This is a genomic window from Pseudoclavibacter sp. Z016 (genome assembly GCF_002931215.1).
Taxonomy (GTDB): domain Bacteria; phylum Actinomycetota; class Actinomycetes; order Actinomycetales; family Microbacteriaceae; genus Pseudoclavibacter.
The window spans coordinates 234,332-258,249 of sequence record NZ_PSTU01000013.1 but is presented as its reverse complement, the minus strand read 5'-3'; the positions used below and the strand labels follow the sequence as shown (position 1 = coordinate 258,249).

Genomic DNA, 23,918 nt, shown 5'->3' with positions numbered 1-23,918 from the left:
ACGCCCACCTCTTCGCTGTCCGGCTGCGTGCGCGACGCTGCGTTCGACTACGAGTTCGGGTAGGTCTCGCGGAGGATGCGCCCGAGGAGGGCGGCGATGGCGCCCGGCCCGGATCCTTCGGCGACGCGCTCGACGTCGGCGTTGTAGTTGGTGTTCGTGTTGATGTCGTACACCACCTGACGGCCGTCCTCGGTCTCGATGAACTCGATGCCGGCGATCTCGAGGCCGATCTCCTTCGTGAACGCGATGAGGCGCTCGACGATCTCGTCGTGCCCGCCCTGTCGGAGCGAGAAGATCGAGGTGCCTGGCTCTGGCGCGAGCTCAGCACCTGGGGGCACGACCGGGCGCCCAGTGTCTGGGTCGATCGCGCAGGCATCCGCCGGGCAGAGCTGGAACCCGCCGTGGATGGTGTCTGCCGCGATCGAGTAGATGTGTTCGCCGCCGACGATCTCGACGCGGGTGATGAACCCGCCTGCCGGTCGCAGGTACTCCTGCAGGAGGGTGATGCCGTCGAGCGGCTCCTCGAACTCGGGGGAGTCGAGGTAGCTCTCGAAGTCGGCGAACGCGTCGAAGCGGCGCACGCCGAGGCCCTTGCCGCCCTGGTTGTGCTTCGTGATGAAGGGTGTCGGGAACTCCCTCGCCGCGTCCCGCAGTCCCTGCTTGCCGATGACGGCGACCGTGCGGGGTGTGTCGATGCCGGCGCGGCGCAGCAGCGTCAGCTGGTCGACCTTGCTGACCTCGAGCTCGATGGCCCGCCGGCCGTTGACGGTGCGCCGGCCGGCAGCCTCCACCCAGTTGAGCACCGAGCGTGCGTAGTCCTTCGAGAGTGCGTGGTCTCGGGTGTGCGACGAGGCGCTGATGCGGGACCAGAAGATGCCCTCTGGCGGGAGCGCGTCGATGTCGAGCACGCCCTCGACGAGCCGCCACTCGACGACCGGGACACCGGCCGCGTCGAAGGCGGCCTGGAACGGCGGCCACCATTCGGGGTTCTCGTGCAGGGCGTAGACGACAGGGCCAGCAGCTGCGGGCTGGGGGGAGGGGGATGCGCTCATGAGAAGAACCCTTCGACATCGAGTGCGCCGCCGGCCGCGTCGAAGTCGGCGCGTGCGGCGGCACGGAGGTTGGAGTCGGCGAGGAAATCGGCGGCCACGAGTGCGAGGCCGGTGCTCGCATCGGCGATGGCCGTGCTCGCCGCGTCGCTGGTCGCGTACTGAGCGAACTCACGTGTGTGCAGGCTCACATCCGGTGGGCTGATGGCGATGACGGGGTGGATGCCCGGCACGCGAACGCTCACGTTGCCGAAATCGGTGGAGGCGGCGAGGTGCGATGGCACGGACGCCTTCGTGAGGACGCGTCGGCCCCGCGCCTCCTGGTGCACCGCCCACCGCTCGGAGAGGGGCGTGTTGTAGCGCAGCGGCATCGTGAACGGCTGCGGGTCCCACTCGACCTCGACGCCCGTGCCGGTCGCGAGGGCGATGCCGTTGGCGATGTCCTCGAGGCGCAGGCTCAGCTCCTTCAAGGTCTCCGCCGCGTTCGAGCGGACGTAGTACTCGAGCTCCGCGAACTCCGGCACGACGTTGGGGCGCTGCCCGCCGTCGAGGATGACGCCGTGGATGCGGTCGCCGGGGTAGAGGTGCTGCCGGATGAGGCCCGTGGCCTGGTAGTTGAGGTTGGCGGCGTCGAGCGCGTTCCGGCCCTGGAACGGCGAGGCTGAGGCGTGTGCCGGGACGCCGTAGTAGCGCACACGCAGGATGCGTCGCCCGATGAATGGCTGGTCGGTGACGTCGTAGCCGAACGGGTGGATCATGATGGCGGCGTCGACGTCGTCGAATGCGCCGGCCCTCGCCATGATCTCCTTCCCGTTGCCGCCCTCTTCCGCGGGCGTGCCGTAGAGCACGATCCGGCCCGCGGGGAGTTCGTGGCGGCGGCTCGCCTCGACGAGCGAGAGGAAGGCGCCGACAGCGGAGGCGGCGATGATGTTGTGCCCGCAGCCGTGCCCGACGCCGGGCAGGGCGTCGTACTCGGCGAGGATCGCGACCGTCGGCGCCTCCGTCGAATCTGGTTTCGCTTCGCCGACGACGAGCTCCGCGACGAGCGCCGTGTCGAGCCCGAAGGCTCCCAGCTGTGCCGTGATGCCGTGCTCTGCGAGCAGTTCGGCGATGTCGGCGACGCTCTGCGTCTCCTCGAAGCCCTCCTCGGCGTATTCGAAGATGCGGTGGGAGAGCTCGACCAGCTCAGGCTGCAGGGAATCAGCGGCCGCGCGGATGGCTGACGTGTCCTCGATGGAGGCTCCGTCGTGCGGTGAGGTGATGGGCGGCGCGGCGGCCGCGGCGAGGGCGGTCTCTGCGGCCACGAGATCGAGGTAGGTGCTGCTGGGAGTCGTGGGAGATGCGCCCACCCGGATTCCGCGGGTCGCCCCTGTTGCTCGGGGTGCGCTGGTCGGGTCTGCTGCTTCGCTCACGTGGTGTGCTCCTTGCCGCCGGCAGCCCCGGGTGGGCCGTCCGCATCCATCGTGCCTCGATTCTCCGGGAGCGTGGTGGGCCGTGTCGGGGTCGCCGTCGTGGGCCGTAACGTGAAGCTGGATTACAGTGGCAGCGTGATGTTCATCCTCGGTGCCGTGCTGCTCGGGCTCAGCCTCGCGCTCACGACCTGGGCGCACTTCCTTGTCGGACGGGCGGGTGCCGGGCGCAGGCTGCCTATCTTCAAGGACCCGCCGGGGACGCCGAAGCTCGCGAGCTGGCTGCGCATGGGCGGGGCCCTCCTGGCCGTCGTCGCCGCCGGTCAGCTGTGGCACGTCATCGGGCTCTTCGCGATGCTTCCCGTCATTCTCGTTCTGTTCGTGCCGGGGCTCGTCATGCATACACGGCACGAGCGCGCGCTTCGCCGCTGAGATCCACGATCATCTTGCCCGTGTTGGCGCCGCGCATCATGTCGAGGAACGCCTGCACGGTGCTGTCCAGGCCGACGACGACCGTCTCGTCGTAGGCGATCTCGCCCGCCCGCAGCCACTCGACCATCCGCGGCTGGAACTCCCCGGCGAGGTGGCCGTAGCCTCCGACAGTGAAGCCCTCCAACCGCAGGGCTTGCTTGATGAGGTTGGCCATGTTGTCCGGACCCGCTGGCTTCTCGCGCTCGTTGTAGCTCGAGATGGCACCGCACAGCGCCGCTCGGCCGCCCCGGTTGAAGACGTCGAGGGCCGCCTCGAGGTGGTCGCCTCCCACGTTGTCGAAGTACACGTCGATACCGTCTGGCGCCGCCTCCGCGAGCTGCTCCCGCACGGGCCGTTCCTTGTAGTTGAAGGCGGCGTCGAAGCCGTACTTCTCCGTGAGGAGGGCCACCTTCTCGTCGGAGCCCGCTGAGCCGATGATGCGGCCGGCGCCGAGCTTGCGGGCGATCTGTCCGACCGCGGTGCCGACGGCACCCGCCGCACCCGATACGAAGACCGTCTCGCCCTCCTTGAGGCCCGCGATCGCGGTGAGGCCGACGTAGGCGGTGAGGCCGGTCATGCCGAGCATCGAGAGGTAGAGCGACAGCGGGACGCCGGGAATCTCGTCGACGACGCGGAACGACGCCGCGTCCTCCTGGGCGATGTCGCGCCACCCGAATGCGTGGAGCACGTGCGCCCCGACCGGGACCTCGTCACTGGCCGACTCGACCACGACGCCGACCGCGCCGCCGGTGAGCGTCTCGCCCAGGGCGTAGGGGGCGACGTAGCTCGGCGCGTCGGTCATGCGGCCGCGCATGTACGGATCGACCGAGAGGAAGAGGTTCTCGACGCGCACCTGACCTGGCTGCAGCTCGGCGTACTCGACCGTGACCGTGCGGAAGTCCGTTTCCTTGGGCCACCCCTTCGGGCGGGAGGCGAGCTGGATCTGCGTGCTGATGGCGGTTGAGGTCATCACGTCAGACAATCACAGCATTCTGACCAGACCGGTCGATGACTACATTCGTAGTGGATGCACTACGCCCGTAGTTTCTGTGTCGAGATCTCTGCGTCTAGAGTTCGGGGGTGCCCTCCACGCGTGATCGTTCGCTGACCGCCGCCCTCGAGCTCCTCGCATCTGGCGGGATGCGTGCGCTCACGCACGCGCGGGTCGACGCCGAGGCGGTGCTCCCGAGGGGGTCGACGTCGAATCACTTCAGGACACGTCAGGCGCTCATCGAGGGCGTCATCGGTCGCTTGGAGCGCAGCGACTACGCCGAGTGGCTGCTGAGCTACGAGTGGGGCGAGCCGAGCGTGGAGCGATTCTGCGCGGCGATCTGCGCTGGGGTGGACGACATGACGGGCGTCGGCCGCACGCAGACGCTCGCCAGGTACGCCCTGGTCCTCGAGGGAACCCACAACGCGGTGGTCGCCGAGGCGATCCGGGTGGGCCGCGATCGCCTGCGGGGCTGGGCGGCGGGTGCCATCGCAGGTCTCGGCGTCGACGATGCCGAGGCCCGTGCGTCTGCGCTGTTCGCGTTCATCGACGGGGTCGTCCTGCACCGGCTCTCCCTGCTAGAGGAGGACCTCCCCGACGCGTCCGTCGACGTGCAGCCGACCGTGCGGCGGATGCTCGCTTCGCCTGACGCCGTGCCTTCCGCCTAGGGCTGGAGCTCTGCCGCCCAGGCTGAGGTCGCCGCGGCGATCTGTTGGCGCCCGTCCTCGTCGGGGATCGTCGCGGTTCCGTCGCCGGACTGCGGGCCGTAGTTGCCGAACATCGCGTGGTTCGCGCCCTCGATCTCCAGGGTCTCGGCGTCGGCGGGGAGCAGGCCGCGTGCGTCCGCTGCCTTCTGCGGGGTGCTGAGCCCATCGGCGCTTCCTGTGATGCTGAGCACGTCGAGCGATTCGTCGTCGGCGAGGTCGTTGGCGCAGTAGCTGCCGAACAGCAGCAGGCCGGCGACGTCCGGCGACTCGGCGAGCTGGCAGGCGCGGACTCCGCCGAGGGAGTGCCCACCGACGGACCAGGTGGTGACCTCGGGGGCGGCGGTCGTGTAGTCGTCGAGCGTGCGGGTGTCGAAGAACGCGAGGTTGAGGAGCGGCTGCGGGATGACGACGGTCATGTTGTCGTCGGTGACCAGGCTCGAGAGCTTCGCGGCGTAGGCCGACGGCTCGACCTTGGCTCCGGGGATGAACACGAGTCCGGTGTCGCTTGGCTCCTCGCTCGGGCTCAGCACGAGGGAGCCGTCGACCTCGGTGACCGAGATAGCTGGGTTGTTCGTGACCGATGCGAGGGGTTCCGGTTCGGCTGCCATGACCCCGACGTTCGCCCAGATCAGGAATGCTGCGATGGCGACGACGAAGACCGCGGCGATGATCGAGAAGGTCCAGATCAGCGCGCGTCGCAGCCGGCTGCGTCTGCGTCGCGGTGGCTGCTGGTTCGGGGGAGTTGCTGGCACCCGCCGAGGATATCGCTCAGCTGTGGGAGGGGTGCTCGACGAGGGTGGTGCGGCCGACGGGCTTCTCGAACGCGAAGACGGGGAGGTCGAATTCCGGGATGCGTCGCTCGCCGCCTTCGAAGCCCGACGCTCGGTAGAGGGCGACTGCTTCGGGCTGCCGAGAGCCGGTGGTGAGGAAGATGCGGGTATAGCCGAGGTCTCCGGCTGCTGCGTCGAGTTCTCGCAGGACCCGCTGGGCGAATCCGCGGCGGCGGTGCGTGTCGCGTGTCCACATGCGCTTGACCTCTGCGGTGGTGGAGTCGTATCGGCGGATGGCGCCGGCGGCGACGAGGAGGTCACCCTCGAGGATGCCGATGAAGGCGCCGTCGGGGGACGTGAAGTCGGTGACGGGGTACGCGGTGATGTCGTCTGTGTAGAACTCCCGGTACCTGGTTCGGTACTCCGCGTCGAGGATGTCGAGCACTTCCGAGACCTCGGCGGAGGCGATGTCGAGGTGGCGGACGGTGAGCGCGTTTGTCATGCGCACATGTTGCTCCGCCTCCGGGCGTCTCGCTCTTCGTTCGGCCCCCAGGTGACGCCGTGTTTCGCCCCGCGAAGCGAGGTGTCGTCTCGTGTGCCCGTCTTGCGCAGGTTGCTGTTCCCCTGGACCGGGGATTCCTACGCTGACGGGACGACCTATCCAACCGGTGCCGCACGAGAGAGCAGATCATGAGCATCACACTCCGCATGACGCACGGCCAGTTGACCGACCAGCGCACGGCGGGCGGACGCACGACCGACGCACGCGCGTCTGATGGACATGCGGCCGGCGCTCCCTTGTTCGTTGTTCGTCTGCAGCAGGCGCTCTCGCGGGTCTTCCTCTCGGAGCGCGCAGGGGTTGGGGAGCAGAGGCTTCTGCTCCGCGGCGTCGGTATCGAAGAGGTCTAGCTCGGGGAATGAGGAGGTCTCGCTCGGTGAGGCCTCAGACCGGCGGAGGGTCGGTGCCCGCGTCGCGTTCTCGCCGGGCGCTGCTGCCCCGCTCGACGTCCGGTCCTGTACCTGTGCCTGTGCCTGATCCTGCGTCTGTCTCTGTCTCTGTCTCTGTCTCTGTCCCTGTCCCAGGCGCAGGCGCTGACCTTGACCTTGCATCCGCCTCACTCGTTGCCTTCGGCGGGCTGGTGCTTCCGGCATCCGCCGACGGCACGAAGCGAACGCCTTGCCTGTCGGGTCTGTCTGTCAGGACTTTTCCGCTTGGTGTCGTCCACTGGAGGACTCCGCCTTCGAGCTGCAGAACCGACCACGGCGTTGCGTGCCTCATGACGTGGTGGAACACGCAGAGGTGCTCCAAGTTGTTCGTGCAGGTTGCACCGCCGTGCTCCCACTCATGGGTGTGGTCGATGTGGCACCCGCGTGCTGGGAGTCGGCAGCCGGGGAATCGGCAGTGCACGTCGCGCGCCGCGAGGAATCGCCGCATCGCCGCTGTTGGCTTGTAGGTGTCGACGGCCTGGACGGTGCCCGTGATCGGGTGGGTGAGAATTCTCGTGAACATGGGGGCGTTGGCCGCGAGACGCTTGGCTTCGTCGAGCGGTACCGGTGTGAGGCCGTCGAGCAGAGCCGGAGGGTGGCCGGGGTCGCGTTCGTCGGCGAGCAGCGTGGTCGTGGGGATGACCAGGTGCACCTTCGCCTGGACCCCGGATGCCAGGGGTGCGGAGTTCGGTTCGCTCGTGAGGAGCTGGTCGCAGATGAGGTCGGCGCTGACCTCGCCGAGGGTGCGCTCGTCGGCGGCGCCGTGCGGCACCTCTCCCGTTGCTTGAGCCTTCTGCGCCCGTGATCGAGCTCGCAGGACGAGTGTCGCCTGCTTTCTGACTCTGTCCCGGACGGCGGTGAGGAGAAGGAGTGAGCCGCCGACGTGGAGCACTCCGTGTCCGTCACCGGAGTCGGTCACGGACACGAAGCCCTTCATGCGCGTCACCTTGCGCCGCTCGGCGAGTGGGACCCGCGTGAGTTCCTCTGCGATGCGGGCGGTCAGCCGCTTCAGTGCCGCGTCCGTCAGGATCTGGGTGCTTACCTCGCGGAGTGCGAGGTCGACGTAGCGGGCACGCAGGGCGGTCTGCTCGGCTTCGACCTCGTGGGTGACGAGGAGCCCTGAGCTGACGATGGCATCGAGGTGGCGACCGGAGATGCGCCCGTCGGCCACGGCGTCCACTGCGGCCGGAAATTCACGCACGGCGTTCCACGAACCGGCGAGCTGCCTCATGACGAAGCCGTGCTTCGCCTGCACCTCGATCGAGATCTCTGCCGAGATCGACCGGACGTGCATGCCCATCTCGGGATGCCCTTCGGCGAGGTCGAGGAGGTAGCCGAAGTTGTACGCACGAGCTTCGAGCAGGATCTGCTCGGCGTCGATCGCACGCTTGGCGGATTCGATGCGGGCGGTCTCGGACAGGATGGTGGCGCGTTCAGCGGCGACGGAAGCCGGATCGTTGACATCGAAATGCCACCGCTCCTCGAACTTCGCCGCCGCTTGGTACATGGCTCGATCGTAGCATCACTCGAATGTAGATTCGAGGAATTGTGCATAACATTCGAAGCGAGATCGCTGCGATCGACGCGTCCTCAGGCCTGCCTCAGGGCAGCTGCCTCGCGACGAAGCCGAGCGCGGCGGCCGTGTCGACGATCTCGGTGACGGACTCGCGCGGTACGACGACCAGCGGGTGGGCGTCGCCGTCCTCCTCGAGGAACACGAGTGCGAGCCCCACGGGCGCGAGGAGCGCATCAGCTGCGGCGGCTGCCGTCGGCACGTCGCCGTCCACGTCGCCGACCTCATCGGTGTCGAGGCCGAGGCGGACGATCAGCGGAACTCCGGCCAGGGCGTCTGCGAGCTCCATGCCTGTGTCCTCGGCGTGGAGGTAGGCCAGCGCTCCGCAGTCGTCGAGGGCGTCGATGAGCGCGCCCCAGGCCTCATCCGCGCCGTCGTCCTCCTCGACGCCGCTCTCGTCTCGGTCGTCGCCGGACTGGTCCTCGCCCTGGTCCTCGTCCTCGTCCCGAGAGTCGCCCTCGAGAGCCTGCTGGACGCTCGGCCAGATCTCGGGGTCGTCGTCGATGAGCGTGCAGAGGCGTTGCCAGGCGGTGTAGTCAGTCACGGCCCCGAGGGTACCTGCCCACCCGGGGCCGCGCGGCTGGCCTACGCTCCCGCGACTGCCGCGATGAGGGCATCCACGTCGTGCTCGGTGGTGTCCCAGGAGCAGAGGAAGCGGACGAGGCCGCGAGACGCGTCCCAGGTGTGGAACGCGTAGCTCTCGCTGACGCGCTCGGCGACCTCGCCGGGGAGAATGGCGAAGACGCCGTTCGCCTGGCGGGGGAGTGGCACTGAGCAGCCGTGGACGCCCTCGATGCCGGTGGCGAGGCGCGCGGCCATGGCGTTGGCGTGCTCCGCGTTCTCGCGCCACAGCTCGTCGCGGAACAGCGCGAGGAGCTGGGCGGAGATGAAGCGCATCTTCGATGACAGCTGCAGGTCGATCTTGCGGGCCTCTTCGGTGCCGTAGACGGCTTCCGGGTTGACGACGACAACCGCTTCGGCGGCCAGCGCGCCGTTCTTGGTGCCGCCCAGGCTGATGACGTCGGCCCCGGCCGCGCTGGAGACCTCGGCGAGCGTGCAGCCGAAGTGGGCGGCGGCGTTCGAGAGGCGCGCGCCGTCGACGTGCAGCCACATGCCGCTCGCGTGGGCGACGTCGGCGAGCGCCCGAACCTCATCTGGCGAGTAGGCGGTGCCGACCTCGGTCGCCTGGCTGATGCTCACGGCGAGGGGCGTGGCCCGGTGCACGTCGCGGCGCACGGCTGCGGCCCGCTCGATGTCCGCCGGAACGAGCTTGCCGTCCGCCGTCTCGACGGTGAGGAGCTTCACCCCGCCGACGCGCTCGGGGGCGGCGTTCTCGTCGGTGTTGATGTGCGCTGAAGCCGGGCATACGACGCCGCCCCAGCGCGGCACCATCGACTGCAGTGCGACGACGTTGGCACCGGAGCCGTTGAAGACCGGCAGGCCGATCGCCTCCGCGCCGAAGAGGTCCTTGCACAGCGCCTGGAGTGCCGCCGAGTAGGGGTCGCCCCCGTAGGCGCCGACATGCCCGCCGTTGGCGGTGACGAGCGCATCCAGGACCTGCGGGTGAGCGCCCGCGGCGTTGTCGCTCGTGAAGGTGCGGAGGTGGGGGTCGTGCAGCTGCGTGATCACCGATCCATTCTTCCGCACGTGCCACATCGATGAGAACTCATGGGTTCGCGTCTACGCTCTGAGCTATGAGCAACGCGGAGGCCAACCCCATCGAGGCACAGCTGCAGGCCGCCTACGAGACCGGGCAGGTGGTGGCCGGTATCGAGCTGCTCCTGCCGCGTGAGGTGCCGCTTGGTGGCCCGCGCTCGCTGCCTGTCCTGCGCTCGCTGCCCAACAAGTTCCGCCACTTCATCGGCGCCTGGTGCTTCATCGACCACTACGGCCCCGTGGACGTGCCGTCGGGTGCTGGCATGGATGTGCCCCCGCACCCGCACACGGGGCTGCAGACTGTCAGCTGGCTGTTCTCCGGCGAGGTCGTGCACCGGGACTCCATCGGCAGTTTCCATGAGGTCGAGCCCGGTGGCGTCAACGTGATGACCGCCGGGCGTGGCATCACCCACTCGGAGGTGTCCGCTGATCGCCCTGATCGGGCCCGCGTGCTGCATGGCGTGCAGCTCTGGGTGGCCCTGCCAGCTGCGCAGCGGGATATCGCGCCGGCCTTCGTCGGCCTGGACCGATGCCCATCGCTGCGACTGCCATCTCCCACGACGGCTGGGACCCCCGTCGAGGCGACCATCTTCATGGGGGAGTTCGCGGGCCTCCGCTCGCCTGCGCCCAGCTTCCCGCCGCTTGTCGGCGTCGAGCTCGCCTTCTCCGGTTGCGCGGAGGCGCAGCTCGACCTCGAGCCCAGCTACGAGCACGGCATCCTCGCGTGCTCTCCCGGCATCACGGTCGACGACGTCGAGCTTCCCGTCGGAGCCGTGGGCTACCTGCCCACCGGCACCGACCGCGCGATCGTGGGCGCGAGTGATGGCGGGCGCGCCCTGCTGCTCGGTGGAGCGCCCTTCGAGGAGAAGATCGTCATGTTCTGGAACTTCGTCGGTTCCTCCCACGACGACGTCGCGGCAGCTCGCGACGAGTGGCAGCGGAGCAGGTCGAGTGCCGGCACTGATGCCCGTTTCGGCCGCGTCGACAGCCACGAGGGCAGGACGCTCGCCGCTCCGACGCTCCCGAACGTCCGGCTCAGCCCGCGCGGGCGAACCCGCGAGGACTGAGCCGGCCCTGAGCGGGACCGCTACCGCGCGCGGTCCTCGGGGTCGATGATGGGGATGGCGTTCGTGAACACCGATGCCCGCTCCTGCGCCTGGACGCTCCCGGTGAAGAGCCCGGACCCGCCGGCGCTGTCGTCGTCGTTTCTGGTGTCCTCCGCCTGCGATGCCCGCGATGCGGCATCGCCAGGACCTGCCGACTCGGTGATGAGCACACGCTGCACGGGCAGCGCCGACGGCATGGTGCGCTGCATCCACGTCACCATGGCCTCGCGCACGAAGCAGCGCAGGTCGAAGAGGGTGGGCGCATCCACCGCGGTGACGAGGATGCGGATGCGGACGAGCCCGCCCGTCGCCTCGGTCACCTGGAGGACCTGCGCCCGCCCATCCCAGAGGTCGGTCTGCGTGAGCACCTCGGCGAGGCGCTCTCGCATGAGCGCCGGGGAGACGCGCCAGTCCACGTCGAGCTCCACGGAGCCGAGCAGCTCGCTGCCCTGCCTCGTCCAGTTCTGGAAGGGCTGGGTCGTGAAGTAGGTGCACGGCAGCACGAGGCGGCGGTCGTCCCACAGGTCGACGACGACATAGCTCAGCGTGATCTCTCCGATACGCCCCCACTCGTCTTCGACCACGACGACGTCGTCCACGCGCAGCGCCTCGCTGAACACGAGCTGCAGGCCCGCGAAGATGTTCGCGAGGACCGACTGGGCGGCGAGGCCCGCGACCACGGAGGCGATGCCAGCTGAGGCGAGGAGGCTCGCCCCGACGGTCCGCACCGCAGGGAACGTGAGGAGGATCGCCCCCAGAGCGATGACGATGATCACCGCGACTGCGAGCCGCCGAAGGATGAGGGTCTGCGTGCGGATGCGCCGAGCCACGCGGTTGTCCGCCACGTCGATGCGGTTGCGACCCAGCGTGATGTCCGTCGAGAAGGCGACGAGTCCCGCCATGAGCCAGGCGCCGGCGGCGATGATGAAGATCGTGAGCGCGTGGTCGATGAGGTCGCGCCAGGACCCGTCACCGTCGGACGGGAAGGCGACGGCGACTGCGGCCCAGAGCGCGATGATGAGCACGACGACGCGGAAGGGGCGCCGCGTGTGTCGCACGAGCGGCTCCGGCCAGCGAAGGCGCTTCGCGACGAGGCGGATGATGAGCGCGACGAGCGCGGTGAGCGTGACGGCCGCGACGACGGCGACGGCAATCGAGAGGGCGAAGTTCCACCAGGGATCGAGCACGTTCCTCCTCGGGGAGTGGAGGGCCCCTCCGTGCGGGAGTGGAGGGCTGGGGAAGCAACGCTAGTGAGCGAGCCTCCGTGCTGCCTGGCCTGCCCGCCAGCGCGCACATCTCCGCACCGGGGTTCAGCCCCGGGATTCAGCCCTGTCGCTCAGCCTCCGAGCGCTCCCGCCACTGGATGAGGTACCGCCGGTCGAAGGAAGGTGCGCACCGGAGGCAGGAGACGAGCCTGCCGCGCGTCGGGCGGCGGAACCTCAGGACCTCGTGCCCATTGGGGCAGACCCCGACCCACTTCGCGAACTCGGTCGCCACTTCGCCGTCGTGCGTGCGACCGCCGACGTAGCCGAGCTCGTCGGCGATGCGCTTCCATTCGGGGCCGTGCCCCGCCTTGTGCCCGGCGACGGCGTGGGCGACCTCGTGCAGCAGCGTCTGGTGCACCGTGTCGTCGTCGTAGCGGGCCGAGAGGTAGCGGGAGACGGTGATGCGCCTGTCTCGGAAGTTGCAGGCGCCAGCGCGCTTCTTCGCGTGATCGAAGCCGAAGCTCCAGCTCTCGTCGAGGTGCATGCGGATGAGCGCTTCCGCCCAGACTCGCACCTTGGCCAGGTCGGCCACGGGCCCCGCCCCTAGGAGTCGATCGAGGTGATCGGCTCGCTCAGCTCCGAGGAGGGCTCCTCGTCGCCCTCGAGGATCGCGCGGGTGACGCGGATCGCGAACTTCGAGGACTGCAGCTGGTCGGCCGCGACGCCCCTCGCAAGGCGAAGCTCGTGCGCGCGCTCGAAGTCGACGAGCGCGTCGGTGTACTCGCGCTGCTCGAAGCGCACTTTGCCTCGATGCTGCAGGGCGAAGGCCGCGAGCTCGTCCCATTCGTGGGTGAGGGCCTCGTCGACGCAGTTGTTCAGGTCCTGCAGCGCGACGTCGTGCTTGCCCTGGAACTGCTGGACCTGAGCCTTGCGGATGCGAGCGGCGAGGGCATCCTCGCGGGCTCCCGTGAACCGGGACTGCCGGTAGGCGGTCTGTGCGGTGTCGAACGCCTCGTCGAGCCGGCCGAGCATGCGCAGCAGCGCGACCTTCTCGTTGAGCGCGGAGAGGGACCGAAGCACGGCGATCTCCGCCAGGCGAGCCTCCGCGGCGTCGATGTCGATGCGCTCGCGGAGGGTCTCCGGGTCGTAGCCGAGGATGATGGGAGCGTCTGACACCCCAGCAGGTTAGCCGCAGCCGTGACGGAATAGGCGCATCCCTCGCCGCGTTGTGGAGAGCCGGTCGGTCGGCCTTCTGCTCCCGACTACCAGCCGCCCTTCCTGCGCTCGCGGAAGACGCTCTTCCCGGGCAGTGGAGACGCCGTCGCGGAGGCATCGCGCGCGGCCTCCGTGCCGCGCACGAACTCGCGAACCGCCTTGCCGCGCACGACGACGGCTGGCGGGAAGCCAGATGCGACGCGCCTCTCGAGGCCGGGCAGCGAGAGCGCTTCCGGCGAGCGGGAGGCGACCGCGGCGATGTTCCCGAAGCGGCGGCCCTTCAGCATTGCAGGGTCGCCGACGAGCGCGACCTCGCCGAATACCTCGATCAGGGTCGCGACCTCGGCCCGCGCGAAGGCGAGATCGTGGCCGTCGGCGATGTTGACGAGCACGATGCCGTCCGGGCGCAGGAACGGCTCGAGTTCGGCGAAGAACTCGACGCTCGTCACATGCGCCGGCGTCTGCGCGCCGGAGAAGATGTCGACGACGATCGCATCGACCGAGCCGAGGAGCCCCTGGGGGAGTCTGCCGAGCTGCTCTCGTGCATCCCCGTAGCGGATGCGGATGCTCGCGCCGGCGGGAAGCGGAACGACCTCGCGCACGAAGTCGACCAGGGACCGCTCGAGCTCGACGACCTGCTGCCTCGAGCGCGGCCGCGTGGCGTCGACGTAGCGCGGGATCGTGAGTGCTCCGGCGCCGAGGTGGAGGGCGGTGATCGCCTCTGCCTCGGGGAACGCGAGGTCGAGGACGTAGCCCATGTGCCGGATGTAGCCGAAGGAGAGCTCCCTGGGGTCGAGCGGGTTGACCGCGGACTGCGGGGTGCCGTCGACGATGAGGGTCCACTCCTCTCCGTCGCGCGAGAACCGCGCCTGAGCTCCGGAGTCGAGCGTCACGCTCGTCGCGGGGATTGCACTGCTTGGGGTCTTGCTGCTGGCTGGCGACACCTGGCAAGTCAAGCAGAGACACGCGGATTTCGAGCAAGGGTGACCTTGTTTGGAATCATTCAAAAGAACGGCCACGATGGTCTCATGACCACCAGCATCGAGCACGCGAGCAGAGAGCGGCGGGACGCCGCGTTCTGGCGGACCTCGCTGCGCCGGGCCGGTCTTCGTGTCACCCGTCAGCGGGTCGCGGTGCTCGAGCTGCTCGACGCCAGCCCGCACTCGTCCGCGGAGCGAATCTTCGCCGCGGCGACCCCCCAGCGCGCCGAGCTCGGCTCGCTCACCCTGCAGGCCGTCTACGGAATCCTCGACGACCTCGGCCGCACCGGCCTTGTGCGCCGCTTCGACGCGCCGCGCACCGCGGCCCGGTTCGAGACCCGTATCGGCGACAACCACCATCACGCCGTCTGCGACGAATGCGGCCGCATCGAGGACATCGACTGCGCCGTCGGCGAGGCGCCGTGCCTCGTTCCGGCTTCGCCGAGCGGCTTCGCGGTGCACACGGCGGAAGTCGTGTATCGGGGTGTCTGCGCCGACTGCGCGACGCCCTGACCCCAGATCCCCTTCCCAGTCCACTGCCCAGATGAATCCGACAAGGAGCGTTTATGACTGAGTACATCGACCCGACAGTCCCATCGACCGAGACCAACGGCTCGCCCACCGAGAGCGACCGCAACTCCCTCAGCGCCGGAGCAGACGGCCCCCTGATGCTCCACGACGTGCGCCTCGTCGAGACGCTCGCGAGCTTCAACCGCGAGCGCACCCCGGAGCGCAACCCGCACGCCAAGGGTGCCGGCGCGTTCGGCACGTTCACGGCGACGGAAGACGTGTCGCAGTACACGCGTGCCGCCGTCTTCCAGCAGGGTGCCGAGAGCGAGACGCTCCTCCGCTTCTCGACCGTCGCCGGCGAGCAGGGCTCCCCTGACACGTGGCGCGATGTTCGTGGCTTCTCGCTTCGCTTCTACACGAGTGAGGGCAACCTCGACATCGTCGGCAACAACACGCCGGTCTTCTTCCTCCGCGACCCGATGAAGTTCCCGCACTTCATCCGCTCGCAGAAGCGCCTCCCTGACTCCGGACTCCGCGACAACAGCATGCAGTGGGACTTCTGGACCCTCAACCCGGAGACCGCCCACCAGGTGACCTACCTCATGGGAGACCGCGGACTCCCGCAGTCCTGGCGGCACATGAACGGCTACGGCTCGCACACCTACGCGTGGATCAACGCGGCAGGCGAGCGCTTCTGGGTGAAGTACCACTTCATCTCCGAGCAGGGCGTCGAGGTGCTCTCGAACGATGAGGCGGAGAAGCTCGCCGGCTCGGACGCCGAGTTCCACCGCCGCGATCTCTTCGACGCGATCGGCCGCAAGGACTTCCCACGCTGGAAGCTGAGCGTGCAGGTCATGCCCTTCGAGGAGGCCAAGACGTACCGCATCAACCCCTTCGACCTGACGAAGGTGTGGCCGCACGCCGACTACCCGCTCATCCCGGTCGGAACGCTCGAGTTGAACCGCAACCCGGAGAACTTCTTCGCGCAGATCGAGCAGGCTGCGTTCTCCCCGTCGAACCAGGTGCCGGGAACCGGCATCTCGCCGGACAAGATGCTCCTCGGCCGCGTGTTCGCGTACCCGGATGCCCAGCGCGCGCGCATCGGCACCAACTACCAGCAGCTCGACGTGAACCGGCCGAAGAACGCGACGAACTCGTACACGTTCGACGGCAACATGACGGTGTCGCACTCCGGTGCGGCTCCCGTCTACGCGCCGAACTCGTTCGGTCGCCCCTACGCGGACCAGACGGGCCCGGTCGAGAACTCGTGGGAGACCGACGGCGATCTCGTGCGCAGCGCGTACACGCTCCGCCAGGACGACGACGACTTCTCGCAGGCCGGCACGCTCATCCGCGAGGTCTACTCGCCGGAGCAGCGTGACCGCCTCGTGGAGACCGTGGCGGGAGCCCTCGAGACGGTTGTCGAGCCCGTCCGCTCGAACGCCTTCCAGTACTGGACGAACATCGACGCCGAGACGGGTGCGCGCATCCGCGCCGCCGTCGAGGCGAACGCCGTGGACACCGACCCGGCACCCGTGGGCGTCGGCCACTAGTCGCTGACCCGCAGAGACAGGCGTGCCCCCTCGAGAGCTTCTCGAGGGGGCACGCCTTTCGTGATGGAGCCGAGGGTCAGGATGCTCGCCAGTATCCGCAGTTGCGGGACTCGAAGGTGCTGTCGCTCGCGTCGATCGTCACGACGATCTCTGCCTGGGGCTTGTCGTAGGACGACTCGATCCACTCGCCCTTGGCGTCGTAGCGGAACCAGCGGCAGGTGTCGCTCGGCATCTCCGGCTTGTACGTGCCCGGCTTGATGTCGCTGCCGACCTTCCAGACGCCATCGTTGAATCGCGTGCCGTCGTTGCCTGCCTTCACGTTCGCCTCATAGGTGCTGAGCGAGGTCTTGGTCGGGTCTGCATCAGGGTGATCTGGGCACAGGATGAGCGCGGCCGCGATCTGCGATGCCTGCTCATCGTTGGAGATGCCTGGCGAGACCGCGAAGTAGAAGCCGGGGGTCGCGCAGAGCGCGTAGACGTCCGCAAGACGGACGTCGTCGGCGCCCGCCTCCTCCTTGGCGTCATCGGTGGCGGCCTGCCCGAGGGCATCGAGCGCCTTCTGCTCGGTCTCCGTGAAGGTCGTCCCACCGTTGGACTTGCCTGTGCAGCGCGTCACGTCATCGCCGAGCGCCCAGATCTCCGCGAGATCGGAGGGTGCTTCGGTGAAGCTCCGTGAGTCGGCCATCCTGCACGAGTAGGTGACGGCGAAGGCCGCGGAGCCGGAGGATGTGGCCGACGGTGGCTCGCCTGGTCCCGAGGGTGTCGTCTCCGCCGAGGAGGTGGAGGTCGCCTCGACCTCAGGGGACTGGCCGCCCGTCGCCTGGTTGACGAGGGCGCATCCCGAGAGGAGGAAGAGGGCGGTGAGCGCGAGCGCCGACGAGCGCATGAGCTTCTTCACGGGGGTCTCCTTCGATGCGGGGCTTGGCGCGTCCGAGGCCAGCCGGTCGCTTCCTCGCGACCCGACGGAGCCGATCTGCTGGAAGACACGCTAACGGAACAGGACCATCCGGCGTGCATGCGGGGGAGTACTCCCCGCATCCGCGGCCGTGTCTGCGCACGCGCGTTCCTGGCGATGAGCGTGGCAGCGAGCGTCGCGAGAGCAGTGGGGGCAGCGGCACGAATGCCACTGCCCCCACTGCCCTCACTGCGACGAATGCGGTGCTCGTCGAGCCGCCGCTACGCGTCGCGGCGGCGTGCGAGCGCCAGGGATCCGAGCGCGAGTGCCGCGAGGGCGGTCAGCGTGACGATGACGAGATCCTCTGCGCCCGTCGTCGCGAGCGTCGTGCCACCTTCCTGGCCCTTCGCGCCGCTTCCGCCGGTCGAAGCGCCGTCCGAGCCCGTGGCCGTGCCTGGCGTCGTCGTGGTGCTCGGGGCCTCCGTGGTGACGGGCGTCTCCGTGGTGATAGGCGTCTCCGTGGGGCCGGCAGTCTCCGTGGGGTCGGCAGTCTCCGTGGGGTCGGGCGTCGCGAGCGGGGCACACGCGAGGGCACCCTGCTTGAGGGCATCCGTCTGCACCCCGTCCTCGAGCCAGTACGCAGCACGGGTGCCGTCGAGGCAGGTCTCGTTCGCAGCGATCGCGAAGCCCTCGTTGTTGGTGTCCGGCAGGCCGGCCGGGCGTGCGACGTGCGTCACGGAGTAGCCGGCGGAGCCGTCTGCCGCACCGAACTGGAAGAGCGCGCTCGTTCCGCCGCACCCGTTGTCGCACATGCCCCACAGGGTCTGCGTCGACTCGTCGTAGTCGAGGGCCATGACGCCGCCCAGGCCCGACTCGAGCGTCGCGACGCGGGCGGCGGTCCCGTCATCGAAGAGCGCGTAGGCGTACACCCCGGCGGTCTCCTCGACGGCGACGAAGAACAGGCCGTCGGCGCCCGGGTAGTTCGCGGCGTCGTATGGCGCTCCCGTGCGCTCATCGAGCAGGCGCCCCTCCAGCTCGCTGTCCGCGACCCACTCGATGGCCTCGATGCCCGTGTTGGCACCGACCTGCGGCAGGCTGGAGGTGAGGTCCCACTCGGCGGCCGCGACCACGTCGGGACCGCTCGCGTCGACGAGGTCGACCTTGAGGATCGTGTTCTCGTTCGTCGGCTTGTCCGAGTTGTCGCGCTCCGAGCCGATGTAGACCGACTCGGGGTGCGCGGCCGAGACCGTCACGCCCTCGGCGTCCGGGCCCGCAGCAGCGGGGTTGCCCGCATCCGCCTGGAAGCGAACCCGCTTGGGCGCCTCCCAGCCGGCCGCCGGGGTGACGCCGCCGTCGACCGCGACGTCGAAGCGGTACAGTCCGCCCGTGCCGTTGTCGACAGCCCAGAGCGTGCTGCCTTCTGCGGAGTACTGGTACTCGAGGCCGGACATGTCCTCGCCGAGCATGACGTCGCTCGCGATGGGAGCCACCTCGGGGGAGCCCGTCCAGGGCTCGGGCGCGGGAGCCGTGGGAGCTGGCGTCTCGACGGGCACGTCGGAGCATGTGTTCAGTGCGCCCTTGGTCGATGCCGTCGTCGCGCGGAAGTCGCCGTCGCCGTCGGCGCAGCGGGCCCAGCTGACATCGGCGTGGTCGATCCAGGTGGTCGAGTCGAGGATCGTTCCGGCGGAGTCGGCGAGCGTGGCGCTGTCCCCGCTGCCCAGCCCGAAGCCGAGGCTGCTCTCCTCGTAGACGTAGAACTCGCCGGGCGCGAGCACGGTGGATGCGGGAGCGGGCGCAGGCGTGTGGTCCGCGTTGTCGTCCACGATCGTCCAGCCGGAGATGTCCACCGTCTCCGCGCTGCGGTTGTAGACCTCGACCCAGTCTCCGGGGGTGCCGCCGTTCGACTCGACCTCGTTGATGACCACGGGGGAGGTGGGGTCGACGCCGGCGAAGAGGTTCTCGGTTCCCTTGGTGGGCTCCGAGGTCTCCGTGAAGGCGCCGGTGCCGTTCGGGGAGCGGCCGTAGCTGGTCGCCGCGTGCTGGGTCCAGGTGTGCTCGTCCACGAGCGTGGTCCCGTCCGGCGCGAAGAGCATGGCGCTGTCGCCGCCGCCCAGGCCGAAGGCGAAGTCGGCCTCCTCGATGACGAGGTAGTCGCCGGGCTGCAGGGTCGTGCCGTCCGCCAGCGTGTAGCGGTGCGTGGCGTCCTCTGGGGAGTTGTCGGTGAGGACGTAGCCGCTCAGGTCGATGGCGCCGATGCCCGGGTTGAAGAGCTCGACCCAGTCGCCCGGCTCGCCACCGGAGGATTCGACCTCGTTGATGACGACGCCGGTCGGGTGAGGTGCGGGGGTGGTGGCCGCGTTCGCCGACATGGGAACTGCCAGGGCCGCACCTCCGCCGATGATGGCGGCGACGAAGGCCGCCAGGGTGATTCGTTGTGCTTGCACGCACGCGCTCCTCTGCGCTCGGGAATGAAGCGAAGTGCGCTCGGGGCGAGCGCCAGCGCCTCGCCCATGGAAGCGGGAGCGGGTGCCGTAGCGGTAGCTGGCACCTGAACGGCAGGAGAACGCCGAAGCGCCGGCCTCCGTGCGGAGGTCGGCGCTTCGAGGTGAACTACGGCGCGGTCAGGCGGCTTCGTAGGTGAGGCAGTCGGCGGCATCGCTGCCCTGCGCGCCCACCCGGATCGCAGGAGCGGTGCAGGTGAGGTCCTTGTTGAAGCGGCAGTCGGTCGACTGGCAGGCGCCGACGCCGGCGATGACCTTGTCGAGGCCGCCCTTGCGGTCCAGCGGGATGAACGTGGCGCAGCCCTCGTGGCCGTCGATGGTCACCGCGGGAGCGTGGCAGCCGTCGTGGTTGAACGAGCAGCCGGCAACTGAACAGGTGCTGACGTTGGGGAGATCGAGCAGTGTCATGGTGTGCCTCCGATGTTGGGTTGCTCCCACGGTAGGAGCCGGAGAGGCCGGTACTCAAGCCGACACTGGACTCTGCGGCACCTTTCTGATAAGGCCAGGGTCCCCTTGCTGAGCAGAGCCTTGCCTGTCTCGGGTGGGTGAGTTCGGAGGCGAACGAACGTCGTCGGACAGCGCGTTATACCTGAGAATCCAGATTGAGGCAAGGTCGGGGTAGACATACCACCAAACGGCGCATACACTCGATGTTTGCGCTTCGTCTCACCATGCCTTCATATTGCGGTCGGCCTGGCAGTGCTTCTCTCACCAACTTCTTCGCGGGTCTTCATCGACTGCGTCCGTTGGCGATGGGCACGCCTTGTACATCGTGAAACGTGGCGGAACCTCACCGACGACACTACTGGCATCTCGCGCAATCCGCGGGATCGTGGAGGGAACTTCCTTGGCTGCTGCGCGCAACGCATCTCCGACGCCTACGACCGGTCGGAATGCACGCCGACTCTCATTCGCGAAGATCAGCGACACACTCGATGTCCCAGATCTTCTCGCCCTGCAAACCGAATCCTTCGACTGGCTCGTCGGCAACGACGCCTGGAAGCAGCGCCTCGCTCAGGCGCAGGCTGAAGGCCGCACCGACGTCGCTCTCCGTTCGGGCCTCGACGAGATCTTCGAAGAGATCTCTCCCATCGAGGACCTCGGCGAGACGATGCAGCTGAGCTTCACCAACCCGTACCTCGAGCCCGAGAAGTACTCCCTCGAGGAGTGCAAGGAGCGCGGCAAGACGTACTCCGCGCCTCTGTACGTCGAGGCCGAGTTCATGAACCACCAGACGCTCGAGATCAAGACCCAGACAGTCTTCATGGGCGACTTCCCGCTCATGACGAGCAAGGGAACGTTCATCATCAACGGCACCGAGCGTGTCGTCGTCTCGCAGCTCGTCCGCAGCCCGGGCGTCTACTTCGAGCGCACCCCCGAGAAGACCAGCGACAAGGACGTCTTCTCGGCCCGCATCATCCCGAGCCGCGGAGCCTGGCTCGAGTTCGAGATCGACAAGCGCGACCAGGTCGCCGTTCGCATCGACCGCAAGCGCAAGCAGTCGGTCACCGTCTTCATGAAGGCCCTCGGCCTCACGACGGAGGAGATCCGCGAGCAGTTCGCCGGATACGAGTCCATCGAGCTCACGCTCGAGAAGGACGACATCCGCACCAAGGAAGATGCCCTCAAGGACATCTACCGCAAGCTGCGTCCGGGCGAGCAGGTCGCGACGGAAGCCGCGCGTGCGCTCCTCGACAACTTCTACTTCAACTCGAAGCGCTACGACCTCGCGAAGGTCGGTCGCTACAAGATCAACCGCAAGCTCGGCATCGAGTCCGCGATCAGCGAGTCGGTCCTGACCGTCGAGGACATCGTCTCGACGATCAAGTACCTCGTCGCGCTGCACGCCGGTGACGAGAAGTTCGATGGCAAGCGCGGCGGCGAGCCGGCAGACATCCGCCTCGACGTCGACGACATCGACCACTTCGGCAACCGTCGCATCCGTGCCGTCGGCGAGCTCATCCAGTCGCAGGTCCGCACGGGCCTCAGCCGCATGGAGCGCGTCGTCCGCGAGCGCATGACGACGCAGGAGATCGAGGCGATCACGCCGCAGACCCTGATCAACGTGCGCCCCGTCGTCGCTGCGATCAAGGAGTTCTTCGGAACGTCCCAGCTCTCGCAGTTCATGGACCAGAACAACCCGCTTGCGGGTCTCACGCACAAGCGTCGCCTCTCGGCCCTCGGGCCCGGCGGTCTCTCGCGTGAGCGTGCCGGCGTCGAGGTTCGTGACGTCCACCCGTCCCACTACGGACGCATGTGCCCCATCGAGACGCCTGAAGGCCCGAACATCGGCCTCATCGGCTCGCTGGCGACGTTCGCGCGCATCAACGCGTTCGGCTTCATCGAGACGCCGTACCGCCGTGTCGTCGAGACCAAGGTCACGGAGCAGGTCGACTACCTGACCGCGTCCGAGGAAGACGAGTACGTCGTCGCGCAGGCCAACGCTCCCATCGGGGCAGACGGCCACTTCGTCGAGGACGAGGTTCTCGTCCGACGCAAGGGCGGTGAGGTCGAGCTCGTCCCAGCCGGCGAGGTCAACTACATGGACGTCTCGCCGCGCCAGATGGTGTCGGTCGCGACGAGCCTCATCCCGTTCCTCGAGCACGACGATGCGAACCGCGCCCTCATGGGCGCCAACATGCAGCGTCAGGCCGTCCCGCTCGTTCGCAGCGAGAGCCCTGTCGTCGGAACCGGTATGGAGGGCTTCGCGGCCATCGACGCCGGTGACGTCATCACGGCGAACCGCGCAGGTGTCGTGCAGTCGGTCTCGGCCGACCACGTCGTCCTGCAGCTCGACGAGGGTGGAACCGAGTCCTACTTCCTCCGCAAGTTCGACCGCTCGAACCACGGCACCTGCTACAACCACCGTGTTGTCGTCTCGGCCGGCGAGCGCGTCGAAGAGGGAATGGTCATCGCGGATGGACCCGCGACGGAGAACGGCGAGCTCGCGCTCGGCAAGAACCTCCTCGTCGGCTTCATGCCGTGGGAAGGCCACAACTTCGAGGACGCCATGATCCTCAGCCAGAACCTGGTGAAGAACGACACGCTCTCCTCGATCCACATCGAGGAGTACGAGGTCGACGCTCGCGACACCAAGCTCGGCAAGGAAGAGATCACCCGCGACCTGCCCAACGTCTCGCCCGAGCTCCTGAAGGACCTCGACGAGCGCGGCATCATCCGCATCGGTGCAGAGGTCCAGCCTGGCGACATCCTCGTCGGCAAGGTCACGCCGAAGGGCGAGACCGAGCTCAGCGCAGAAGAGCGCCTCCTCCGCGCGATCTTCAACGAGAAGAGCCGCGAAGTGCGCGACACCTCGCTCAAGGTTCCTCACGGTGAAGCCGGCACGATCATCCAGGTGAAGGTCTTCGACTCCGAGGAGGGCGACGACGAGCTCGGCTCGGGCGTCAACCAGCGCGTTGTCGTGTACATCGCCCAGGAGCGCAAGATCACCGAGGGCGACAAGCTCGCTGGCCGCCACGGCAACAAGGGCGTCATCGCGAAGATCCTGCCGGAAGAGGACATGCCGTTCCTCGCCGATGGAACTCCGCTCGACATCGTGCTCAACCCGCTCGGCATCCCGAAGCGCATGAACTTCGGTCAGGTGCTCGAGACGCACCTCGGCTGGGTCGCGAAGACCGGCTGGAAGATCGAGGGCGAGCCCGAGTGGGCGAAGAACCTCGTTCCCGAGGCCTACGAGGGAACGCCGGGCGTCAAGCTCGCAACCCCAGTCTTCGACGGCGCGACCGAGGAAGAGCTCACGGGCCTCCTCGACTCGACGCTCAAGACGCGCGACGGCGACCGCCTCATCAACTCGACCGGAAAGACCGTCCTGTTCGACGGCCGCTCCGGAGAGCCCTTCCCAGACCCGATCTCCGTCGGCTACATGTACATCCTGAAGCTGCACCACCTCGTGGATGACAAGATCCACGCGCGTTCGACGGGTCCGTACTCGATGATCACGCAGCAGCCACTCGGTGGTAAGGCGCAGTTCGGTGGACAGCGCTTCGGTGAGATGGAGGTGTGGGCGCTGTACGCATACGGTGCCGCGTACACGCTCCAGGAGCTCCTCACCATCAAGTCCGACGACATCGTCGGACGCGTCAAGGCCTACGAGGCCATCGTCAAGGGCGAGAACATCCAGGAGCCGGGTATCCCCGAGTCCTTCAAGGTTCTCCTCAAGGAGATGCAGTCGCTGTGCCTGAACGTCGAGGTCCTCTCGGCAGACGGAACAGCACTGAGCCTCCGCGACAACGACGACGAGGCCTACCGGGCCGCCGAAGAACTCGGCATCAACATCTCCAGCCGCTTCGAGTCCTCGTCCGTCGACGAGATCTAAGCCT

The 23,918-nt window shown here is 68.3% G+C and carries 22 protein-coding genes; 7 read left to right on the top strand and 15 right to left on the bottom strand.

Annotation, left to right across the window (positions count from 1 at the left end; all coding sequences use genetic code 11):
- Nucleotides 1–47: 47 nt before the first annotated feature.
- Nucleotides 48–1,052 carry a RimK family alpha-L-glutamate ligase gene (locus tag C5B99_RS13040; RefSeq protein ID WP_104242732.1) on the bottom strand — a complete coding sequence of 335 codons (1,005 nt, stop codon included), beginning with the start codon at nucleotides 1,050–1,052 and terminating at the stop codon, nucleotides 48–50.
- Nucleotides 1,049–2,461 (bottom strand): M20 family metallopeptidase, encoded by a 1,413-nt coding sequence (locus C5B99_RS13035; protein ID WP_258063307.1) that lies wholly within the window; start codon nucleotides 2,459–2,461, stop codon nucleotides 1,049–1,051. Before C5B99_RS13035 ends, C5B99_RS13040 begins: the two co-directional genes overlap by 4 nt.
- A gap of 135 nt (nucleotides 2,462–2,596) precedes the next feature.
- Between C5B99_RS13035 and C5B99_RS19700 the strand changes: the two genes are divergently transcribed.
- Nucleotides 2,597–2,890, top strand: a complete 294-nt coding sequence (locus C5B99_RS19700; RefSeq protein WP_228496627.1) for a hypothetical protein — start codon at nucleotides 2,597–2,599, stop codon at nucleotides 2,888–2,890.
- Here C5B99_RS19700 and C5B99_RS13030 read toward each other — a convergent pair.
- Nucleotides 2,853–3,899, bottom strand: a complete 1,047-nt coding sequence (locus C5B99_RS13030) for an NADP-dependent oxidoreductase (protein WP_104242728.1) — start codon at nucleotides 3,897–3,899, stop codon at nucleotides 2,853–2,855. The two genes, C5B99_RS19700 and C5B99_RS13030, sit on opposite strands and share 38 nt — an antisense overlap.
- Nucleotides 3,900–4,009: 110 nt before the next feature.
- Between C5B99_RS13030 and C5B99_RS13025 the strand changes: the two genes are divergently transcribed.
- On the top strand, nucleotides 4,010–4,588 hold the full coding sequence (locus C5B99_RS13025; protein ID WP_104242726.1) for a TetR/AcrR family transcriptional regulator: 579 nt from the start codon (nucleotides 4,010–4,012) through the stop codon (nucleotides 4,586–4,588).
- Here the strand turns inward: C5B99_RS13025 and C5B99_RS13020 are convergent.
- Together C5B99_RS13020 and C5B99_RS13015 are read right to left on the bottom strand one after the other, a co-directional pair.
- Nucleotides 4,585–5,379 (bottom strand): alpha/beta hydrolase, encoded by a 795-nt coding sequence (locus tag C5B99_RS13020; RefSeq protein WP_258063302.1) that lies wholly within the window; start codon nucleotides 5,377–5,379, stop codon nucleotides 4,585–4,587. The two genes, C5B99_RS13025 and C5B99_RS13020, sit on opposite strands and share 4 nt — an antisense overlap.
- Before the next feature lie 16 nt (nucleotides 5,380–5,395).
- Entirely contained in the window at nucleotides 5,396–5,899 is a 504-nt protein-coding gene (locus C5B99_RS13015; RefSeq protein WP_104242812.1) for a GNAT family N-acetyltransferase, read from the bottom strand.
- 188 nt (nucleotides 5,900–6,087) lie between these two features.
- Between C5B99_RS13015 and C5B99_RS13010 the strand changes: the two genes are divergently transcribed.
- Nucleotides 6,088–6,306, top strand: coding sequence for a hypothetical protein (locus C5B99_RS13010; RefSeq protein WP_104242724.1), 219 nt, complete (start codon nucleotides 6,088–6,090; stop codon nucleotides 6,304–6,306).
- 34 nt (nucleotides 6,307–6,340) lie between these two features.
- Here C5B99_RS13010 and C5B99_RS13005 read toward each other — a convergent pair whose 3' ends face one another.
- The 3 genes from C5B99_RS13005 to C5B99_RS12995 form a co-directional block, all read right to left on the bottom strand.
- Nucleotides 6,341–7,891 carry an HNH endonuclease signature motif containing protein gene (locus C5B99_RS13005; protein ID WP_104242722.1) on the bottom strand — a complete coding sequence of 517 codons (1,551 nt, stop codon included), beginning with the start codon at nucleotides 7,889–7,891 and terminating at the stop codon, nucleotides 6,341–6,343.
- Nucleotides 7,892–7,985: 94 nt separating this feature from the next.
- A complete protein-coding gene (locus tag C5B99_RS13000) occupies nucleotides 7,986–8,501 on the bottom strand; it encodes a hypothetical protein (protein WP_104242720.1) in 516 nt (171 codons plus the stop codon).
- Between the two features lie 41 nt (nucleotides 8,502–8,542).
- Complete coding sequence (locus tag C5B99_RS12995) at nucleotides 8,543–9,583, bottom strand: threonine aldolase family protein (protein ID WP_374953471.1); 1,041 nt, start codon at nucleotides 9,581–9,583, stop codon at nucleotides 8,543–8,545.
- 68 nt (nucleotides 9,584–9,651) lie between these two features.
- On the opposite strand from C5B99_RS12995, the gene C5B99_RS12990 reads away from it, so the two are divergent.
- Complete coding sequence (locus C5B99_RS12990; RefSeq protein ID WP_104242716.1) at nucleotides 9,652–10,680, top strand: pirin family protein; 1,029 nt, start codon at nucleotides 9,652–9,654, stop codon at nucleotides 10,678–10,680.
- Between the two features lie 20 nt (nucleotides 10,681–10,700).
- On the opposite strand, the gene C5B99_RS12985 is transcribed toward C5B99_RS12990, so the two are convergent.
- From C5B99_RS12985 to C5B99_RS12970, 4 genes are all read right to left on the bottom strand, one after another.
- Nucleotides 10,701–11,906 carry a mechanosensitive ion channel family protein gene (locus tag C5B99_RS12985; RefSeq protein WP_104242714.1) on the bottom strand — a complete coding sequence of 402 codons (1,206 nt, stop codon included), beginning with the start codon at nucleotides 11,904–11,906 and terminating at the stop codon, nucleotides 10,701–10,703.
- Between the two features lie 136 nt (nucleotides 11,907–12,042).
- Nucleotides 12,043–12,516 (bottom strand): SprT-like domain-containing protein, encoded by a 474-nt coding sequence (locus C5B99_RS12980; RefSeq protein WP_104242712.1) that lies wholly within the window; start codon nucleotides 12,514–12,516, stop codon nucleotides 12,043–12,045.
- 11 nt (nucleotides 12,517–12,527) lie between these two features.
- The gene (locus C5B99_RS12975; protein WP_104242710.1) at nucleotides 12,528–13,100 is read right to left on the bottom strand and encodes a hypothetical protein; all 573 of its coding nucleotides are present in this window, start codon (nucleotides 13,098–13,100) and stop codon (nucleotides 12,528–12,530) included.
- A gap of 86 nt (nucleotides 13,101–13,186) precedes the next feature.
- Nucleotides 13,187–14,083: a spermidine synthase gene (locus C5B99_RS12970; protein ID WP_258063301.1), complete on the bottom strand. Its 897-nt coding sequence runs from the start codon at nucleotides 14,081–14,083 to the stop codon at nucleotides 13,187–13,189.
- An 84-nt stretch (nucleotides 14,084–14,167) separates the two neighbouring features.
- Here C5B99_RS12970 and C5B99_RS12965 point away from each other — a divergent pair, with 84 nt between their 5' ends.
- Together C5B99_RS12965 and C5B99_RS12960 are read left to right on the top strand one after the other, a co-directional pair.
- On the top strand, nucleotides 14,168–14,632 hold the full coding sequence (locus C5B99_RS12965; RefSeq protein ID WP_104242706.1) for a Fur family transcriptional regulator: 465 nt from the start codon (nucleotides 14,168–14,170) through the stop codon (nucleotides 14,630–14,632).
- 53 nt (nucleotides 14,633–14,685) lie between these two features.
- The gene (locus tag C5B99_RS12960; protein WP_104242704.1) at nucleotides 14,686–16,182 is read left to right on the top strand and encodes a catalase; all 1,497 of its coding nucleotides are present in this window, start codon (nucleotides 14,686–14,688) and stop codon (nucleotides 16,180–16,182) included.
- A 76-nt stretch (nucleotides 16,183–16,258) separates the two neighbouring features.
- Here C5B99_RS12960 and C5B99_RS12955 read toward each other — a convergent pair whose 3' ends face one another.
- From C5B99_RS12955 to C5B99_RS12945, 3 genes are all read right to left on the bottom strand, one after another.
- Nucleotides 16,259–17,080 carry a hypothetical protein gene (locus tag C5B99_RS12955; protein WP_104242702.1) on the bottom strand — a complete coding sequence of 274 codons (822 nt, stop codon included), beginning with the start codon at nucleotides 17,078–17,080 and terminating at the stop codon, nucleotides 16,259–16,261.
- 278 nt (nucleotides 17,081–17,358) lie between these two features.
- Nucleotides 17,359–19,521, bottom strand: coding sequence for a lamin tail domain-containing protein (locus C5B99_RS19350; protein ID WP_181065014.1), 2,163 nt, complete (start codon nucleotides 19,519–19,521; stop codon nucleotides 17,359–17,361).
- A gap of 177 nt (nucleotides 19,522–19,698) precedes the next feature.
- Nucleotides 19,699–19,986, bottom strand: a complete 288-nt coding sequence (locus C5B99_RS12945) for a DUF1540 domain-containing protein (RefSeq protein WP_104242700.1) — start codon at nucleotides 19,984–19,986, stop codon at nucleotides 19,699–19,701.
- A 439-nt stretch (nucleotides 19,987–20,425) separates the two neighbouring features.
- Between C5B99_RS12945 and C5B99_RS12940 the strand changes: the two genes are divergently transcribed.
- On the top strand, nucleotides 20,426–23,914 hold the full coding sequence (locus C5B99_RS12940; protein WP_104242698.1) for a DNA-directed RNA polymerase subunit beta: 3,489 nt from the start codon (nucleotides 20,426–20,428) through the stop codon (nucleotides 23,912–23,914).
- Nucleotides 23,915–23,918 lie beyond the last annotated feature (4 nt).